We start from the raw sequence: 18376 nt of genomic DNA, 5'->3' as shown, positions 1-18376 counted from the left end.
ATCACACCGCTTCTTCGAGTTGCTTGGTGTCTTCTTCAATCTGTTGTAGATGTCGGTTTGCTTGCTGTAACTGATACATTTGAGCATAACGACCATTTTGCGTTAAGAGTGCTTTGTGTGTGCCTTTCTCGACTAACTCCCCATGATGAAGAACAATGATTTGGTCTGCATCTAGGATAGTTGAAAGCCGATGAGCAATAACAACGAGCGTCATGTCTTGTCTGAGTACCGCCAAGCTCTTTTGGATTAAAGCCTCTGTTCCTGAGTCAATATTTGCGGTTGCTTCATCTAATATCAATATCTTAGGTTTTACCACAAGCACACGTGCTAACGCCAAAAGCTGTTTCTGACCTGCAGATAAATTAGTTTCGCCTTGACCTAACTGCGTGTCTAGCCCGTTAGGGTAACGATGAATTTGTTCTGCCAAACCTACCTTGTCTAACGCATCCCATATTTGATTGTCATCAACCGCCCGACTGAGAGAGATGTTTTCTCTGACTGAAGCAGGGAGAATATGTGGATCTTGTTGAACCATTGCCACATCTTTGCGAAGTACGTCTTTCCCTAATGTTTTAAGTGGACGACCATCTATGAGCAGTTCACCACATTGCGTTGGATAAAAGCCCATTAACAGTGACGCTAATGTGCTTTTACCGCTTCCCGTATGCCCGACAAGCGCGATAAAGTCTTGGTGGTTGGCCTTCAACGAAATGTCTTTTAGGACGTCCTGTTTACCATCGTAGCTAAATGTGAGGTCTTTAAGTTCGATAGCACCTGACCTTAATGGTTGATGATAGCCCCCGTAAGTTTGTTCTTTCGCATCAATCAATTCAAAAACACGTTCGCTTGATACTAACGCCTGCTGAAGTAGAGCAAGTTGCTGAGTCATCTCAATTAGTGGTTCAGTAACTCGAGCAAGATAACTGATAAATGCATACAGTACCCCCACACCAATCAACTCAATACCATTAAAACCAAAGATCGCAACCAAGCAAAGCAACGCAAGACCAGCGAGTAAGTCCATTAATGGTCTTAGCAGATAGCCGTTTAGCCGAATCACTCGTTTAGATGCCACCAGATGCTCTGCGGTTAGCTCGTTGAACTGTTTATTAAAACGCTCTTCTTGTTGCATTAATTGGATGACACTCATCCCTTGAATGGATTCACTCAGATTCGCATTTATATCGGTCAATAGGTCACGCATCTTTCGGTAGCTTTCTGTACTTAGCTGTTTAAACAAGTACATAAAGCCGATGACGATCGGCAGCAATACAAGCACAACGAGTGTGAGCTTCCAACTCATGAAAAACATAACGCCAAGCATTACGACAATCATGACCACGTTTTTTACCACGGTCGCGATCAAAAGCTCATAAAATTGCTGTAAAGATTCCGTATCGTTGGTAATTCGCGACACCAATTTTCCAGCAGGCGTGTAATCAAACGCAGATAACGGCTGCTTAATCACGCCAGAAAATACTTGCTTACGAATCGCTTTGATCGTGTTAGCCGCGACAATGCTAAATTGCAATGACTGAAAATACTGGAATGTTGCCGATACGATCTGAAGAGCGATATAACCTACTGCTAGCGAAATCAGAACATTTTGTGAATAGTCACCTTTAGCGATGTGCTCATCAATGAAATATTGAATCAACCAAGGGCCGCCGGCGCTAGCTAACGCTGCAATAAACAGCAAGGCGAGTCCTTTAATCATTGGCTTTGGTTGAGATAATGGGTAAGACATTAACCGTTTAAACGTGCTGGTCTGGTTCATTCATTATTCCTCCATCGCCTGTTCTAGTTTTTGGTACTCGAACATTTCGGCGTACCATCCCTGATGCGCTAATAAAGCGCTATGTTGCCCACGTTCAGTAATGTGGCCGTGATTCAAGACAATGATCTCGTCTGCTGCTTCCAATGCGGTGAGGCGGTGTGCAATAACGATTAGGGCTTGATCACGGTAGTGTGTTTCCAAATTCTTAAGGATTTGATGTTCGGTCCGTCCATCAACAGCGGAAAGTGCATCGTCCAAAACCAACACTTGGGCATTCAGCAGCATAGCGCGTGCTATCGCAATACGTTGTTTTTGCCCGCCGGAGAGTGTAATGCCTTTTTCACCAACTTCTGTTTGGTAGCCTTCAGGAAACTTCTCAATATCGTCATGTATACAGGCTAACTTTGCTGCTTTATAGACTTCTTCTTTCTCTGCATTAGGGTTGCCTAAGGCAATATTGTCGAAGATAGATTTGGAGAATAGAAACGGACTTTGGTTAACGACAGCAAAACGGTTGCGCCACTGTGGAAGTAGGGCATCCTTGATCTCGACATCACCGAATTTAATTGAGCCGTTTTCTAAATCATGTTGACGCAAAAGTAGTGTTAACAGGGTCGATTTTCCGCTTCCTACAGGCCCTGCAACTCCCAACATTTTTCCGGGTTCAAGTTCGATGTTTACTTCCGTCAAAGCGGGCGGTAAATCACTAGACCAGTGGAAATCGTCGATATCAATTTTCAACGGAAGTGGTTTATTTTCTATTGGCTTATTACCACTGATAATTTCTGGCTTTTCATCAAAGATCTCTTGTAGTCGGTTCCATGCAGCTGAGCCTCTTTCTAAAATGTTAAATAGGAATGCGAATGCCAGCATCGGCCATATCATCAACCCTAAATACATCGTAAATGCGGTCAGATCACCAAGCGTGATCTCACCTTTATCAACAAGGTAAGCACCAGCAGCGACACTAAGAAGGAAAGAAAGACCGATGGTTAACTGAATTGCCGGGTCAAATCTAGCATCGACTCTTGCAACAGCGATGTTCTTTTCGCCAGTATCATCCACAACCTCTTCAAAACGTTGCTGCTCTTGGTTTTCTAATCCGAAAGCACGCAGCATTCGCACGCCATTAAGTGACTCTTGTGTCATGTCTGACATGGTAGAAAAGGCTTCCTGAGCGACACGAAAGCGTTGATGTAGGATGCGCACAATAAAGAAGATGATGATGGCAAGAAATGGCATTGGAAGAAGCGCCATTACGGTGAGCTTCCAGCTTACTTGCGTTACCATAATGATTAAAACCGCAATACCAGTGATCAAAGAGTCTGCGGCGGTTAAAACCCCTTCGCCGGCTGTCATAACGATATTACGCACATCATTAGTGCCACGAGCCATCAGATCCCCCGTCTTGTAACGTTCAAAAAAACGAGGTGGCTGTGTCGATAAATGCCTATATAGACGGTTACGTAGAATGGTCCCGAGCTCCCAGCTTGCGCCGAAAAGCCAAATTCGCCATAAGATGCGACACCCATAAATGGTAAAGATCAGTACAGTTAACCCTGAGAGCCATAGAATCAGCGTATTTGTATCTAAAGTGTTGTCTACGACGCCGTCAACTATGATGCCAACTGCTTTGGGCGGAACAAGCTGTAGTGCTGATATCACAGCGAAAAGCAGAATGGATCCGACATAGTGCCTCCACTTTTGTTGGAAATACCAACGTAGCTGCCAGAATATTCTCATTACGCCTCCCGCTTTAAATTATTGAATTTGTTATAGAACTATTATTGAGCGAAATGATGAGTTTACAAGCACAAGTTATAGGCGGGTTTAAAAACGATAGATTGTTTCAATTATAGCCATGTGTCGGCGCAAATTACTGGTTTTATCTCTATGAGCTAACTGTGCGACGACATTATGTGAAATAGTTGTTAATGGTGGTTTTGGAGCCATTACCTTGCAATAACGATGAAGACACCAAAAGTAAAAGTGTTACTGCCACTCTCTATGGGAATTAGCAATCGTCAGTTTGTATTTTGTATTTCACTTGGCCACCAGGAGTTTCTGGGTAGTAAACTTCGACATAACACATATGTTCTGGACCAACAGGCTTGTTTGCAAAACCAATAAGGAAGTAGGGCTCGTCTGGACTGTCTACCCCGTACCAAGTGTTAATAGTGAGTTGTGGATCAAAGCCTGCTAGCTCTTTTGCTGGAATAACATTTTTGATAAATCCAAAGTAACCAATTAGGTCGTTATGGCCGTCATTATCTAGATCAATGTTATATTTTATGCCGCCATCTACTGTCTCTTGAGATTGAATCACTGCTTTGGTGTAGACAAAGTTGTTGGCGGTCATGAGTGCTTCTCTGGCTCCATATAGAACCGCTACTCTGGCATCTTTTTGTAAGTCAAGAAATTTAGGAAATGCAACGACGCTTACAATACCAAGAATGATGATGCACACAATGAGTTCAATAAGAGTAAATCCTTGAGAGCGACGCACAGCCTTTCTCCATGTTTTAGAAACGAATAGGCGGCTATTCTGATATAGAAACTTTCAGGTCAAGTATTAAAAAAGAATGATAGTAAGAGATCGGGATTGCAAATCTCAAATATAAAACAAGTTGCTTATTTTTGAGGTAGGGAGTGATTTTGAGAAAAACCAAGGAATGAACTCGAGAGGACAAAATCCTCCCGAGTAAAGCGACTATGATTCGTGTGTCAGAGCACTGCGGTTACGTTTAAAAATGAATCGCCAAATAAATAAGACAATTGCGATGTAACCTAATCCTACACCAAGCGCTTGCCAGTGCATGCCGTTATACATCGCGATTGGCATCAAAGAGATGATGAAGATGTCAGTGATTGAGCCTGGGACATAAGCGATGGCGTAATCATCAAGCACCTTGCTACGCATTTTTGGATCAACAATACGAAGCAACGCAATACCCATGGCAACCGTACCGGTTAACCAACCCCAAGAGAAAATGCCTTTCTCGAACCAATCTTCGCCCATGATGCGTGGGGCAACCCAGAAGATTAGCCATAGTGTGAAGGTGATACCGCCGATTGCAAGCACTACCATCGGCATTAAATACTGAGCTAAGACGGTAATCTTGATGGCTGAGATACCAAAGATAATCAAATAATCAGTACTGATGCCCGCAGCGTGTTTGAATGCACCGTCACAAAGATAGCGTGAAGCTTTCGTTTGTTTCGCGATGATTCGCACAAGCATGCCGCCAAGGAAGCCGGTTACGAACGTAGGAATTTGTACCTTATCGTGGAAAGAAGATAAGTAGTTAGCCGCTACATACGAGAAAGCCGTTACCACTACAACCAACGCCGCGTGAATCGCGAAAGAATCGACTGACAGGGAAGACATGGTGTCTTTCATTACCGGTTCTTGATCAACAGGCTTAACAAGGCCTTTGCGTTCGTGTTCATCCATGCTGTCGAAGGTCGTAAAGCTACGAATCCAACCCATCTTCAATGCGAATTGCAGCATGAGCATGCCGACAGAAATTGAAATGAAAATACCCACGGTTGCGAACGTTAAGCCAAGTGTGAAGCCATCTTCCCAGCCAAGCCCCGTGAAGATTTCACCAACAACAGATGCAGAGCCATGTCCGCCCATAAAGCCCGCAGACATTGTCACACCAAAGCCGGGATTAATCTCTGGCCAGAAGAAGGTTGTGAGAACTAGACCAAACATTGCCGCAAACAACCACTGAGAAACAGAAGCGATTTGGTTAAATGCCCACAATGAGCCAGCACGCTGTGCGACGGTTTTAGGTGATGGAACATCCGTTGCCAGACCTAACGCAGAAAAAAGTGCAGCAGTTAATAGGCTTGCGTTAGCGGTAAACGTATCGGTCCAAGGCAGTAAGTCTAACAGGGCTGGTCCAAAAATTAGACCGAATAATCCTGCGAGAACCGCCGATGGAATGTACATACGCTGTAGTAATGGCGCGTGAACGCGAATGACTTTTGCCAAAATCAATAGTAAGCCAGCGATGGCTAAGTCAGTCAGCATTAGACCTTTAGGCATCTTATCCTCCAGTAAATGCAGTCAAGGGGTAGCGTCCTTGTGACCTACCTTGAATAAAAATCTCTCTCAAGCCAAAAAGTCACATACGTGACTAAAAGCGTTGAGAAATCAATGTCGTTTTCATAAGCAAAGGAATGTGCTTATGCAATTTGAAATGAGTGTAAATGTTGTGATTGCACACGAACAGGAAGAGAAATTAGATTAAATTTCTCGATATTTTTTTGATAGTTCACTCAGGAAAGGCGGCAATCCTAGTCACTTTGTCAGAGCAATGCAATTGGTGTGAATCAATAAATTATGCCTAGTTAATGGGTGTCTCTGACTAACAACATGAAAAATAAAGACAATTAACAAGTAATAATATTTGTCATATCGAGAATAAAAGTTAATTAAATGATTAAATTGTCGCCGCTTTATGGGGTGACGTTATGGATTCACATGAGAAAGAATAAAATCGACCAAGGTACGGTTTTTAAGGGAAAGCTGTTTTGAACGGTAAAGCAGGTGGATCGGTTTTGGCTTGGGAGCATGTTGCTGCAGAATTTCTACCAAGGCACCAGATTGGATTTCCTGTTCAACTAAGATCTTTGGTTGCAGAAGAACACCAGAGCCTTTTAACGCGGCAAACTTAAGCACATCACCATTATTAGACGTTAATCGGGTGTTGCTGTTTCCAAAGGTATTAGATGGCATGTTCACCACCTGTTGGCTTTCCCCTTGGTGGTACTGAAATCCCAAACAATGATGATGTTCAAGGTCATCAAGCGATTGGATAGGGGCATGCAGCTTAAGATAAGAGGGTGAGGCGCAGTAAGTCATGTCGTATTGCCCGAGTTTTCTTGCAACTAACGATGAATCGACCAACTCACCAATACGAATAATCACGTCTGCTTCGCTTCGATATGGGTCAATCAAACTGTTATCCAACATTAACTCAACGTTCAGTTCGGGAAATTCAGCTAAGAAGTCAGCTACGATGGGCGCAATCACCTTTTTACCATAGGTAACTGGGCAGTTAACTTTTACTGTTCCAGTTGGGCGGTTGATCAGCGTCTGGATTAGGTTCTCTGCGTTGGTGATGTCTTCAATAATGCGGTGGCACTCTTGATAGTAGAGTCTGCCAGCTTCGGTCAAGGACTGTTTGCGCGTGGTGCGATGAATCAGCTGCGTACCTAAGCTTTGCTCAAGAAAGCTCATGTGCTTGCCAACCATGGTCGGTGAAATATCAAAGTGGTGTGCTGCATTACGAAAGCTGCCGTGTTCGACCACGTAAGCGAAAACTTTCATGCTTGTTAATTTATCCATTGCACACCCAGAGTTGATAAAGAAATAACTAAAGCAGAGTTTATCAATCAAATGAGGTTAATTACAGTGGGCGTATGATTAAGAATGGAGAAAGAGAGCCATCATGAGCGAGACGATTTTTGTTACCGCCGAACTGAAAATGAATGCCGATAAGCCAAGACAACAAGTGGTTGAAGCCATTGAACAATTTTGCCTTGATATGCAAAGCGAAGCGGGGTGCTTGCAAGCGAATGCGACCTACGATTCTAAAGCTCCACAACGTGTGATTCTTTGGGAGCGATATGAAAACCGCGCCGCGATTGAAGCGCATTTTGCTATGCCGCATACACAAGCGTTTATTGCGGCTGAAATGGCAGAGTTAGTTCAAGCATTCGAAACCCAAGCTCAATAGGAGACGTGAACATGAAATGGGGCATTTTAGGCACAAGCTTTATCTCAGGAGTCATGGCTGAGGCAATCCAAGGCGATGACAAGAGTGAACTGTACGCGGTTGCTGGGCGTTCGGAGCAGAACTTACAGGCATTCGCTGAGCAATATGGCATCGAGAATACGTTCAACGATTACGATGCGTTGATTGCTGATGAGCAAGTCGACATTATTTATATCGCATTGCCAAATCACCTTCATCATGACTTTATCGTCAAAGCGGCTGAGCAGGGCAAAGCGATCCTGTGTGAAAAGTCACTTTCGGTAGATATGGAAAAAACCGAGCTGGCACTTCAAGCCGTAGAAGCGCACAAGGTATTCTTTGCTGAAGGCTTAATGTACTTGCATCACCCATTTATCAGTGAGTTGGTTTCGGTGCTTAAATCGGGAGAGATTGGTGAACTTCGCTCCATCCATACGTCTTATATTGCGTCGATTGCGCAGTTTGTTAATCCAGACAGCAAAGGTGCTTTGTATAACTTAGGTTGCTATCCAATGTCATTAGTGCATTTGGTGGTTAAAACCATGTTGGGTGAACAAACCTTTGAGAACCGTTCAATGAAAGCGATTGGCCGACGAGGTAATGATGGGAATATCTGCGAGTCGAGCTTGATGATGCAATTTGGTGAGCAACAAACGGTGAGCGTACATACTGCCGAAGATCATGGATTGAAACACCAGTTCACCATTCTGGGTAGCAAAGGCTGTATTACCTTAGATTCAAACCCATGGCTACCAACGCAAGATAACCAGTTTAGTGTGGAAATTTACGAGACGTCGAAGCGCGAGGTGTCTGTACCGGCAACTGGGGACGCTTTCTTCTATCAAGTGCGCAATATTCGCCAAGCGGTTGAAGAGGGGCGTACCTCGTTAGAAAACCCTTGTGCAACATGGGAAGACTCTCACCGTATTATGCAGCTACTGACTGAGTGGGAATCACTGGCTTCAAAGTAAGTGTGTACTTGAACCAATGAACATAAAAACGGCGCACTAAATCCAATGATCAGTGCGCCGTTTGTATTGTGGGTTCAGTCTGGATTAAATGCGATTATCGCCGGTACTGAACGCAATGATTTGGCTGATCTCAGACAGGCTTCTACCACTTTCTTGCTGCCATTGAACAAACGCTTTGTTGGTTGCATCGAGCGATTTTTTCGTATCTTTGCCACCTTCAATGATCTTGCAATTACGCAGGTAAGCTTCCACGTCGCTAGACAAGATAAAGGTATCAACGCCCATTTGACGAAGTGTGTAAGGGCCAGTATTTCCGCCTAGGCGATTGCCGCGTTTCTTCAAATACGCCCATAGGTCGGTGATTTTCTCTTGCGGCCAATCAGCAACCATTTTGCCAAACGAGCCATATTCGATTTTTGCTTCGTGGATCATACGAGCATTAGCAGGGATCGACATGACTTTAGTGAGATGGCGAATGATGCGTTTGTCGGTTGCTTTGGTTTCCCATTGCTCGTCTGACAGCATTAACAAGGGCTCAATCTTAAATCCGAAGAATACTTCTTCGAAGTTCGGCCACTTGTTGCGAACCACGCTCCACGAAATCCCACTTTGGAATACCTTCATCGAAAAAGCGGCCAGCCAACGGTCATCGGGAATCGCTGCCAATTCTTCTTTGCTTAGTGGATGAGACAAAAGCGCTTCAAGTTGATCTTCACCACCTTTACGCTCAGCAGCGCGCTGATAAATCGCGTCAAATTTTTCGATACTCATAAAAGAAGTTAGTCCTAGTTTATGTCGATATTTGCGAAACATACTACGCTTAAGTGGCTGAATCGTAAATTGATGGAGTGTCACAAATGAAGAAGGTCACATTAACGTTTGTCGGAGAAGGTTCGGATCGTATTGCGGAAAAATTCTATGCGTGGATGACGGACGGTGGGTTGGAAGACAGCATGATTGAGAATTTATCTGACCGTGAAATCTCAGTGGTCGGCATCAGTGATATGGATAATGAAACGCGTGATGTGGTAATCAATACGGAAATGAACTAACGAGTTGTCTTTGGTCAGCGAGTAGAATCAGATAAAACAAAGCCCTTCTCATGAAGGGCTTTGTTGCGTTTATAAGCATGGGAGCTTAGTTGTTTACCAGCGTCAGACCGCTTGGGAGTGCATCACCAAAGATACGCTTCGATTCGCTCTCAGATAGCTCTTTGACTTCTTCAACCAGTGATACCCAAGATTCAGGCACCTTGCTTTGCTTCAGCTTGGTGAGAACTTGTTCACGGTAGTCGTCAGAGATATCGAATAGTCGGTCGCCCGTCTTACGACAAATCATTACGGCTGCGAAAGCGATCATTGGCTCTTTCTGCCAGTTCTGTTCCAACAGCTTAGGTAACCATTGTTCCGCTTGTTCACGAGGAATGACGTTATGCTGGCTGCCATACAAAGGCGTACGCGATGCCAAGCGACCCATAGCCCACCAGTGCGCTTGTTCGAACTGGTTATGGTTGATGGCTTTGCTCAAGAACCACGTAGCCAATAGAACCTTGTCTTCGACTTCTAAATGCTCCAGAGAAGCAGACAAGCGCACCATAGACTCGTAACCCATATCTTGTGCCGCTTTGGCGGATTGTGGGTTTTTCATCGCGCCAGGGTGTAGGTATTTCGCGATGTCCGCCAAGATAGTCTCTTGTTGCTCTTGGCTTAAACCACCTGCGATACGACGCCAGAATACCCACCAGTCAGTCCAACCTTGATGGTTCTTAAACTGAATGTTTTGCTGGTAGAGACCCCAAACTTGCTCAATGCGCCATGAGTCGGTTGGATCGCCAAAGCCCGGACGCAGTGCAAAACCTGCTAAACGAAGCCAGTTTTTCTCGTGCTGTTCAGAGCGGCGGCGACGCTTACGACCTTGTGCAAAGGTATCAAACAGTTGACGTAGGGTCGTGAAATCCCACTCGTCACGTTTGCCCAGTTTCTTCTCAAGATCTTTGGCTAAGGTTTTGATCTCTTTACTTTCTGCGCTTTTCTTGTTACCGCTGTAAAGGCGAGCGATCAGCTCCTTACATTCGTTCAGTTTAGGGTGAAGCTTAACTTGCTCGCTGTCATCGGTTTGCTTGTTACGAACTTCGAATTCCAGCTCCCAACGTTTGTTATCGTCTTCTGCGCTGACACATTCCATCTTAAGCGTGCCGACTTCGGTCAACTGACACGCCAGTTGCACTTCTACGCGCTCTTTCTGGTTGGCTTGCAGTTCGGCACCTTCACCTTCAAGGGTGGTGATATAAGGTGGCAGAGGAGCAAACAAGTCAGGATCAACGTCAACCATCACACCGTTTTGAATAGCGGTGTTATTGGTTAAGGTGTCGTGGGTAGACGTCAGCAGGTTAAAGCGAACAGGTTCACCTAAGGTAAGCGAGAAACGACGACCACTTAAGCGGATCTCGTGACCTTCTTCTGTACCTTTTGCAAGCAAACAAAGCGCTTTGCCCATCTTGTTCTTTTCTTGAAGATGCAAGAAGTAAGAACGCGCTGCACCACCACCAATTTTTAGCTGTGCACCACGACGTGCTTTACCAAACGCAACAGCACCTAGTGCAACAGACCAATCTGGATGTGGGTTGTCTAATACCGTAACCGGAGCGCCTCGCCAATCGGACAGTAGGGTAGTGACACGCTCAGTCACTAGTTCACTATTGAACACACCACCGTTAAGTAGCAAACCGACAGGAATGGCATTTTGTTTGTCGTCTTCAAGACCAAGAGCGGCACGGGACACTTGCTGATGCTGAGTTAAGAACTCGGCAACGTGTTTGCTCACTGCTGGGTCAGCGACGTATGGAAGACCAAACTCAACAACGGCGCTGCGGCGTTTGTCTGGCACTTCACTGAAATCAGAAAGCGGGAAGAAGCCATCTAAAGCGATTTGGTGCACTTCTTGTTTGCTCAGCCCAATACTCTTTGTTCCGCCAAGAAGTTTAGAGCCGCTGCCCAGCATGGTGATTTTCACTTCTTCAGGTGCACTCGCTGAAAGTAGGTTTTCTTTCGCTTTGCGCGTTTGCTGAATCAGCTTAGTCAGGCTTGCTGCAGTGAGCTTCTTACTTTGGTTGAAGCGGCTCTCTGCAAGGTGTGCTAATGCTAAGTCGAGGTTGTCACCGCCCAGCATTAAGTGTTCGCCAACACCAATACGATCAAGGGCTAGTTCATCTTGAGAAGAGAAACTGGCTTCAATCAAGCTCAAGTCGGTAGTACCACCGCCCACATCACACACCAGAATCAGCGGTAACTCTTTGAGCTCATCAGCTGCGGTTTGCTGGTGGCGTGCGTACCAGTCGTAACATACGGCTTGTGGTTCTTCGAGCAGGACGATTTTTTTCAAACCTGCCAACTCAGCGGCTTCAAGCGTGAGCTTACGAGCGGTTTCATCGAACGACGCTGGAACGGTCACAACCACATCTTGGTCTTCTAGCTTGTTGCTAGGGTGACGGTAGTTCCATGCTTGACGAATGTGGTTGAGGTAGCTTGCGCTGGCAATGACGGGAGAAACTTTATCTACGTCTTGCGCACCAGCCCAAGGAAGAATGTCTGAGCTACGATCCACTGCTTGGTGTGATAGCCAGCTTTTAGCACTGGATACCTGACGTCCTTCCACCTTAGCGCCTAATTCACGAGCCCATTCACCCACGATCACATTACTAATGTCGCCAGATACAGGTTCGTTTTCCCAAGGAAGTGTTAGGTCAGAAGGGGAGATTTGACCAACTGCAGGGTGATAGCGGAAAGAGGGCAGCAATGGTTTACGAACCACTTCACCCGGACCAATCAGTTGGTCGATGTCGAATAGGGATACTTCGGATTGTTCAAGGTTGTCGGTGATTTCACAGTACGCCACCACAGTGTTTGTGGTGCCAAGGTCAATACCAACAAGAAAACGAGGAGATGCCATACAAACCTTCGTGTATTTAAAAACGGCACCCGATTGGATGCCGTTTGATTTCTATTTATTCTTCTTCGTTTGAGTTGCTTTTCGCGTCTTCGCGCACATCGAACTCAACATGCCATTTTTGACCGTTATCAGCGGCAATGGCTTCTAAGTAAAGCGTACCAAGCTCTGTGACGCGAGAGGCTAGGGTTACCGGAACCACTTCACCTTCACGACGACCTTCAGATACAGGCAGCGTTACTTGAATTTCTGGTAGCTCTTCGAGCTCTTCTGGTGCCCAGTAGTCTAGGTGAGTACCTGCTAGGTCATCACGACGAACCGTTGAGCCGAAGAATTGGAAGTTAACCGGCTGACCGATGATCAAACCAAACTCTTGGCTTGGTACGTCAACGCTGGAACCTTCTTCCATACCAAATGGTGCAACACAAAGTGCTTCCATTGGAGGCGCCATGCCCGGAATCGCTGGCATCGCACTTTCGATACCCACGTAGTACGCTGAAGCAATACCACCACGGATACGAACGCCTTGTCCACGACGCACAGAGCCGTAGTAAGCCGCACCGCTAGCAACAGCAAGGTCTAGATCCACACCTGTTAGGCGTTTTGCCATTTCAGCATCTGCTTCAATTAACCATTCGTTGATCGTGTCTTCTAGACGAGTTGCTAGAAGCTTCGATTTCAGAACACCACCGTTGAATAGGATTGCCGTTGGCTTGATGAAGTCAGCCGATTGCGCTGCATCCGCACCTGGCATACCAGGCATGTTAGCGAATGGGTTGAAATCTTGAGCTGCTGCTTCTGCGCCATTTCCTGAAGCAGAAAGAGCATTGGCTTGCTTAGACAAGAACGCTGCAATGTGACGAGTAATACCCGCATCTTGTGCGTAAGGCAGACCCATTTGCGTTAGTGCACCACGGTTACGTTGAACAGGGTGGTCCGTAATCGTAACTTGAGGGAAGAAGCCGTCAACCAGTGTTTGTTGTACTTCTTCTTGAGTCAGTTCTGTTTTCAGCGTTGCGCCAAGCAGCTTAGAACCGCGGCTTGGTACCACGATTGGCACTGACTGAAGTTCGCTGTCGTTCAAGAGCGCTTCTTTCGCGTCACGACATGCGTGTGTCATTGCCTGAACTTGCCATGGTTGTAGCTCTTTGCCTTCTTGCGCTAGCTTCATTTTCAAGCGGTACGCAAGTGCAAGATCCATGTTGTCACCGCCAAGTAGGATGTGTTCACCTACCGCGATACGGTTCAGAGTTAGGTTGCCGTCGTCTTCAGTTACTTCAACCAAAGAAAGGTCGGTTGTACCACCACCGATATCGACCACAAGTACGATGTCGCCAACTTCAACTTCGTCGCGCCATTTGTCGTTGCTGTTATCAATCCAGTTGTAAAGCGCAGCTTGTGGCTCTTCTAGAAGCGTTAGGTGCACAAAACCAACGTTGCGTGCAGCTTCTGCAGTTAGATCGCGAGCAGCAGGATCAAAAGAAGCAGGAACCGTAATAGTCACGTCTTGATCGGCAAGATTGTGATTTGGATTCGTGTGATTCCAAGCGTCTTTTAGATGCTCTAGGTAAAGCTCTGTCGCACGAAGAGGGGATACTTTTTCCACTTCTTCTGGGCTACCCGCTGGTAGGAATGCATCACGACGGTTTACACCAGCGTGGCAAAGCCAAGATTTCGCACTTGCAACAAGGCGAATCGGTGTTTTTGAACCTAGGTTACGTGCAATTGCACCAACTAGAGCTTTTGGCTCGCTCGACCACGGAAGAACGCGTGATTGCGGGTTCATTTCGTGCTCGTGCGGCTGGTAAAGGAAAGAGCCTAATTGGTTGCGAGTCTCTACCGTACCCGGCGCAGTCAACTGCGGGATTGGCATCACTTCAACGCGAGCGTCTTCGTTGTGTGTATCAACAAAAGACATGACACAGTGTGTTGTACCTAAGTCGATACCAACACTGAATTTAGGTGTCTGTTGAGTTTCAACAGACGCTTCTTGAGAATGGTTTTCTTGGTTCATGTGTTCCATTACAGCTCAACCTCAGCTGGAGCGATCACAGAAGCATCGTAGTTCTCAGCAAGTTTAGGCAACGTCATTGATGTTGCTTTCCAGCCTTTGTGAACTAGCGTGCCGTTGAATGGCGCGCTGCCTGTTACGTTGCCAGTTAGGCGGATTTCTTGTGGGTTGAAGCCTTCTTCAACCGTAATGCGAGTTTCTTCGTCTTCGTTACGAACATGCGCTAGCGTCACGTAGTCGTTCAGTACTTTCTGACCGCCAGTGTGGATTACGCGAGCGGCTGCGCCTACTTCTTCATCAGAGAATGACGTTAGGTCTTCTTTTAGGAAGTCAATCAGGCGAGCTTCTTGTTGCATGATAGAAAGCAGCTGCATTGCAGAGTCCGTTGACGCGGTTGCAAGTTTTGATTCAACTTCCACCACTTTTTCAACGACTTTCTCTACTTCCACTACTTTTTCTACTTCAACGATCTTCTCAACTGGTTTCTCAACCTCGACGATTTTCTCGACTGGTTTTTCTACCACTTTCTCGACCACTTTTGATTTGCGCGACACTGCAACTAGAAGAAGCAAAACGCTCGATGCGGTTAGGCCAGCGTGAAGCATATCGAACGTTTGAGGAATTAGGTTCAAATCAATGTTCATGACGTTTTTTCTCTTTCTATTGATTTATTGGTGCTCAGTATTGGCTCATATTTGTTCACTAAAACGATCGTCTTTGCGATCTTGCACCAAGTTTAGACATTAAAATGATGACGGATGGTAGCATATTCAAGGCTTAAGGCTGTAATAATTCGTGACTATACCGTACGAACAGCGTGAAAAATCGACGATCAGACTCCCCAATATAGGTTGTTGCTTGATGTTTGTGCATTGCTAACGCAGTATTTCAATAGATCCCGAAGTTTAACTTACGGAAGTATCAAAAATTACGATATGACACAAAGCACCGCTCATAAGAGCTTTATAAAACGACATTCAGACTCTATTTTAGCTTTTTTGGCGACTTTATGTGTCACTGCTGGTGTAGTTGGTGCTGCTTATACAATGCAGCAACGGTATACACAGACTACGTTTGATACTTTAGCCGACCGACAAGCAGAATCACTTAAAGCAAACGTCGAGAATGATCTAAAGTTCATTGGTGCGGGCGCAAACTTTTTCCATTCGATTGAGCGAAGCTATTGGCCATCGTTTCCGATGTATGCGGAACAAGTGATTAACAGCTCGCGAAGTCTCATTGGACTTCAATGGATGCAAAAGGTCGAATTCGAAGATCTTGATGAACATATTTTAAAGACCCGTCAAAAATTTCCAAACTTCCAACCGTTTACCGTTCCTAAAGATGGTCCCAAAACCTACGGGTACATTTTTGAACACAATGAGCCAATTTTCATCGCGTCGGATATCTACCCAAGAACACCGGAAAACCTTTCTCTATTGGGTTTCTATTTTTCGCGCAAACGCTTCGATTTAATCTTGGATGATATTTCCGAAAATGGGCGAGCGAATGTCTCGGATAAAGTTCGCTTACTGCAAGATGGTTATGACAAGTCCATACCTAAGACTGGGTTGCTGGTGTTCCATCCAGTGTTCGACTTCGAGAACAAATATTTATTAGGAGTAGTGACCGGTGTTATTCGAAGTACGGTTTACTTTGAGGATTTGATTACGAAAACCGCGACGGAGCTCGATATGTCGGTGCGCGTAGAAGACTTGGGATTCGACGCAGCAGATGACCCTGTTCTCTTTCAAAGTGCTAGCTGGGATAACATTCGAGGAACCGTTATAAGCCGAACCATTCAACTGCCTAACCGTGAATGGCGTATTGACTTTAAACTTTCTGACGCAGTCTCAGCTTGGGAGCGTTCTATTTTAGCGGGCACGACGCTAGCCGGATTGGTAATCGCCTTTTTGATCAGTTGGATTGTAAATTTACAGTCTCGAGAAAAAGAGCGCTTAGCGGTCATGTTGGAGCTCAAAACCGTTGAATTAAAAAGAATGGCAGAGCGAGACCCTCTAACTCAACTACTGAATCGCCGAGCATTCAACGATCACTTGCTTAATCAGATAAACAAAGGTGTTAACTTCGCCTTGGTTGGTTTTGATATCGACCACTTCAAAGTGATTAATGACAAACACGGCCATTTAGGTGGAGATGAAGCGTTGCAACATGTCACTAAGCTGGTCAGTGCTAATTTAAAACCGGGAGATAAGTTTTACCGCGCTGGTGGTGACGAGTTTTGTATTATTTCTAAAGTCATTGATAGAGCGGTGCTAGAAGCTTACCTAGAAAAGTTACGGAGTGTTGTGGCAAGTACGGCTTTTGATTATGGTGATGCGTCAATCATCTGTACGTTGAGTATCGGTGCGGTTATCCATAAAGAAGAAGATCCTGAGAGCTTGTATCACAAAATGGACAGTCAACTCTATTTGAGTAAAAAAAACGGCCGTAATAATGTGTCGATCGGCGATTAAATGGGCGCACAAATTCGAGTTTTACGCCGTGTTACGATAGAATCGTACGCTTTAAATTTTTATGTTAGGAACCAAGGCAAACTATGAACCATAACCGTATTGTATGCTTCGATTTAGAAATGTGTTGCTGGAACGAAAATGGCGTCGGCAGCACGGGTGAAATTATCGAAGTGGGGTTAGCTGAAATAGATTTGTCTAAAGGTGAGATAGTCAAGCGTGCTCAATACTACGTGAAACCAGAACACGATGAAGTGTCTCTGTTTTGCGCTGAGTTAACGGGCATCACACCACGTAAGATTGAAAAACAAGGACGCCCACTAGAAGAAGTGCTTAAATCCATGGTTAAGAACTTCGGTGGTCGCAACAAAATCTTTGCATCTTGGGGGCGAGATGACCTCATTCTTCTAGAAGAGTGTAAGCAAAAAGGTATTGAAGCACCGTTCACAGAGTTCATCAACTTAGCGACACTCTACCGTATTCAAAATCGTCTTAAAGATAAACGTATAGGCCATCGAGCCGCTCAAGAAGCAAAAGGAATAGACTGGGAAGGGCGTCAACACTCTGGCTATGTAGATGCATACAACTTAGCTAAGCTTGCTTTGACCATGTTTTAGTTATTCGAACCTAGCTAGCTTGTAATTAAATAATCATCCAACCATTGTTGTTTTGTCATGCAGTCTGTTTAGTGTGGAAAGAGCTAAACACATACTTTGACCAGTATTTTAATAACAATGTCATTGGCTCATTGAAAAACGCGCAGAGTGCGCGTTTTTTTATGGCTACAGAAGCGATATCTGTTGTCATTCTAGGGGTAGCTTAGAGTTAGCCAGCGACTTATATACTCATCTCGTCACTTTACTGAGACTGTAACTTCGCTCGAATGAACTCGCTGTGATCAACATAGAGTAGCTCTGCTGTTTTACGGATCACCGTGTCTTCTAGCGGGTCAATTTCGCCGTCTGCGTAAGCGACTTCCCACATGCTTTTGATTAAGTTGTAACGAGTTTCTTGAGTCAGTTCTCTTAGTTGAGAGGTAAAGTCGTACAGCGAAGCGGAATCTTTTATTTTCTGTTGCGCTTGCTCTAACAAAGTATTTGATTCTTCTTCATTTAACGAAAGCAGTTTCATCAATAAAGAGCGCTTTGTTTCTTGTTCTCTATCATCGACACTATGGTCTGCGCCAGAAACTTCACAAAGCAAACACGCGATAGCCATGTTAGGGGAAAGTGTGTTGGTTTGGCTTAAATCAGAGCCATCAATGAGTTGCTTAAATAATGATGTGAGAGAATTAAACATAATGAACACCGAGCTATTGTTTATTTGGTTAACATGGTAATAAATACGGAAGATCTCAAGGTGCGATACCAAATTTAGCACGCCGTTGACATTTAAGCACGGCCACTTTCTCCCCAAAAAAACCTAAACTC

The 18376-nt window shown here is 45.1% G+C and carries 15 protein-coding genes; 5 read left to right on the top strand and 10 right to left on the bottom strand.

The features are described from left to right. Position 1: 1 nt before the first annotated feature. From R7F67_RS12725 to R7F67_RS12705, 5 genes are all read right to left on the bottom strand, one after another. Entirely contained in the window at positions 2-1777 is a 1776-nt protein-coding gene (locus R7F67_RS12725; protein ID WP_258475719.1) for an ABC transporter transmembrane domain-containing protein, read from the bottom strand. Positions 1778-1780: 3 nt separating this feature from the next. After that, positions 1781-3520, bottom strand: coding sequence for an ABC transporter transmembrane domain-containing protein (locus tag R7F67_RS12720; protein ID WP_136977072.1), 1740 nt, complete (start codon positions 3518-3520; stop codon positions 1781-1783). A 271-nt stretch (positions 3521-3791) separates the two neighbouring features. After that, positions 3792-4283 (bottom strand): type II secretion system protein, encoded by a 492-nt coding sequence (locus R7F67_RS12715; RefSeq protein ID WP_005389069.1) that lies wholly within the window; start codon positions 4281-4283, stop codon positions 3792-3794. A gap of 204 nt (positions 4284-4487) precedes the next feature. Continuing rightward, the gene (locus R7F67_RS12710) at positions 4488-5831 is read right to left on the bottom strand and encodes a sodium/glutamate symporter (protein WP_213874456.1); all 1344 of its coding nucleotides are present in this window, start codon (positions 5829-5831) and stop codon (positions 4488-4490) included. Positions 5832-6257: 426 nt separating this feature from the next. Continuing rightward, entirely contained in the window at positions 6258-7136 is an 879-nt protein-coding gene (locus R7F67_RS12705; RefSeq protein WP_182039594.1) for a LysR family transcriptional regulator, read from the bottom strand. Between the two features lie 103 nt (positions 7137-7239). On the opposite strand from R7F67_RS12705, the gene R7F67_RS12700 reads away from it, so the two are divergent. Together R7F67_RS12700 and R7F67_RS12695 are read left to right on the top strand one after the other, a co-directional pair. Then, on the top strand, positions 7240-7527 hold the full coding sequence (locus R7F67_RS12700) for a putative quinol monooxygenase (protein ID WP_025766691.1): 288 nt from the start codon (positions 7240-7242) through the stop codon (positions 7525-7527). Positions 7528-7538: 11 nt separating this feature from the next. Further along, entirely contained in the window at positions 7539-8516 is a 978-nt protein-coding gene (locus tag R7F67_RS12695) for a Gfo/Idh/MocA family protein (protein ID WP_213905945.1), read from the top strand. Positions 8517-8600: 84 nt separating this feature from the next. Here R7F67_RS12695 and R7F67_RS12690 read toward each other — a convergent pair whose 3' ends face one another. Then, positions 8601-9287: a DNA-3-methyladenine glycosylase I gene (locus tag R7F67_RS12690; RefSeq protein ID WP_005377694.1), complete on the bottom strand. Its 687-nt coding sequence runs from the start codon at positions 9285-9287 to the stop codon at positions 8601-8603. Positions 9288-9373: 86 nt separating this feature from the next. On the opposite strand from R7F67_RS12690, the gene R7F67_RS12685 reads away from it, so the two are divergent. Further along, positions 9374-9568 (top strand): hypothetical protein, encoded by a 195-nt coding sequence (locus R7F67_RS12685; RefSeq protein WP_005377692.1) that lies wholly within the window; start codon positions 9374-9376, stop codon positions 9566-9568. 85 nt (positions 9569-9653) lie between these two features. On the opposite strand, the gene R7F67_RS12680 is transcribed toward R7F67_RS12685, so the two are convergent. Genes R7F67_RS12680 through R7F67_RS12670 form a run of 3 tightly spaced genes read right to left on the bottom strand, consistent with a single transcriptional unit; the run spans position 9654 to position 15116 of the window. Then, a complete protein-coding gene (locus tag R7F67_RS12680) occupies positions 9654-12464 on the bottom strand; it encodes an Hsp70 family protein (protein WP_258454579.1) in 2811 nt (936 codons plus the stop codon). A gap of 55 nt (positions 12465-12519) precedes the next feature. Continuing rightward, the gene (locus tag R7F67_RS12675; RefSeq protein ID WP_258454578.1) at positions 12520-14484 is read right to left on the bottom strand and encodes an Hsp70 family protein; all 1965 of its coding nucleotides are present in this window, start codon (positions 14482-14484) and stop codon (positions 12520-12522) included. Continuing rightward, on the bottom strand, positions 14484-15116 hold the full coding sequence (locus tag R7F67_RS12670; protein ID WP_005389474.1) for a DUF2760 domain-containing protein: 633 nt from the start codon (positions 15114-15116) through the stop codon (positions 14484-14486). Before R7F67_RS12670 ends, R7F67_RS12675 begins: the two co-directional genes overlap by 1 nt. A 291-nt stretch (positions 15117-15407) precedes the next feature. Between R7F67_RS12670 and R7F67_RS12665 the strand changes: the two genes are divergently transcribed. Continuing rightward, the gene (locus tag R7F67_RS12665) at positions 15408-16949 is read left to right on the top strand and encodes a sensor domain-containing diguanylate cyclase (protein WP_005377686.1); all 1542 of its coding nucleotides are present in this window, start codon (positions 15408-15410) and stop codon (positions 16947-16949) included. Positions 16950-17032: 83 nt separating this feature from the next. Next, a complete protein-coding gene (locus R7F67_RS12660; RefSeq protein ID WP_005377684.1) occupies positions 17033-17563 on the top strand; it encodes a 3'-5' exonuclease in 531 nt (176 codons plus the stop codon). 241 nt (positions 17564-17804) lie between these two features. On the opposite strand, the gene R7F67_RS12655 is transcribed toward R7F67_RS12660, so the two are convergent. Continuing rightward, positions 17805-18245, bottom strand: a complete 441-nt coding sequence (locus R7F67_RS12655; RefSeq protein ID WP_258454577.1) for a TerB family tellurite resistance protein — start codon at positions 18243-18245, stop codon at positions 17805-17807. Between the last annotated feature and the right edge of the window lie 131 nt (positions 18246-18376).

The organism is Vibrio sp. YT-17 (assembly GCF_033337375.1).
GTDB classification, from domain to species: domain Bacteria; phylum Pseudomonadota; class Gammaproteobacteria; order Enterobacterales; family Vibrionaceae; genus Vibrio; species Vibrio alginolyticus.
The sequence above is the reverse complement of the archived record's forward strand: the minus strand, read 5'-3'. Positions and strand labels throughout refer to the sequence as shown.

Bases quoted from the DNA above. Each gene is read 5' to 3' on its own strand.
- R7F67_RS12725 (WP_258475719.1), bottom strand. From the start codon at position 1,777: ATGAACCAGACCAGCACGTTTAAACGGTTAATGTCTTACCCATTATCT.
- R7F67_RS12720 (WP_136977072.1), bottom strand. From the start codon at position 3,520: ATGAGAATATTCTGGCAGCTACGTTGGTATTTCCAACAAAAGTGGAGG.
- R7F67_RS12710 (WP_213874456.1), bottom strand. From the start codon at position 5,831: ATGCCTAAAGGTCTAATGCTGACTGACTTAGCCATCGCTGGCTTACTA.
- R7F67_RS12705 (WP_182039594.1), bottom strand. From the start codon at position 7,136: ATGGATAAATTAACAAGCATGAAAGTTTTCGCTTACGTGGTCGAACAC.
- R7F67_RS12700 (WP_025766691.1), top strand. From the start codon at position 7,240: ATGAGCGAGACGATTTTTGTTACCGCCGAACTGAAAATGAATGCCGAT.
- R7F67_RS12695 (WP_213905945.1), top strand. From the start codon at position 7,539: ATGAAATGGGGCATTTTAGGCACAAGCTTTATCTCAGGAGTCATGGCT.
- R7F67_RS12690 (WP_005377694.1), bottom strand. From the start codon at position 9,287: ATGAGTATCGAAAAATTTGACGCGATTTATCAGCGCGCTGCTGAGCGT.
- R7F67_RS12685 (WP_005377692.1), top strand. From the start codon at position 9,374: ATGAAGAAGGTCACATTAACGTTTGTCGGAGAAGGTTCGGATCGTATT.
- R7F67_RS12680 (WP_258454579.1), bottom strand. From the start codon at position 12,464: ATGGCATCTCCTCGTTTTCTTGTTGGTATTGACCTTGGCACCACAAAC.
- R7F67_RS12675 (WP_258454578.1), bottom strand. From the start codon at position 14,484: ATGGAACACATGAACCAAGAAAACCATTCTCAAGAAGCGTCTGTTGAA.
- R7F67_RS12670 (WP_005389474.1), bottom strand. From the start codon at position 15,116: ATGAACATTGATTTGAACCTAATTCCTCAAACGTTCGATATGCTTCAC.
- R7F67_RS12665 (WP_005377686.1), top strand. From the start codon at position 15,408: ATGACACAAAGCACCGCTCATAAGAGCTTTATAAAACGACATTCAGAC.
- R7F67_RS12660 (WP_005377684.1), top strand. From the start codon at position 17,033: ATGAACCATAACCGTATTGTATGCTTCGATTTAGAAATGTGTTGCTGG.
- R7F67_RS12655 (WP_258454577.1), bottom strand. From the start codon at position 18,245: ATGTTTAATTCTCTCACATCATTATTTAAGCAACTCATTGATGGCTCT.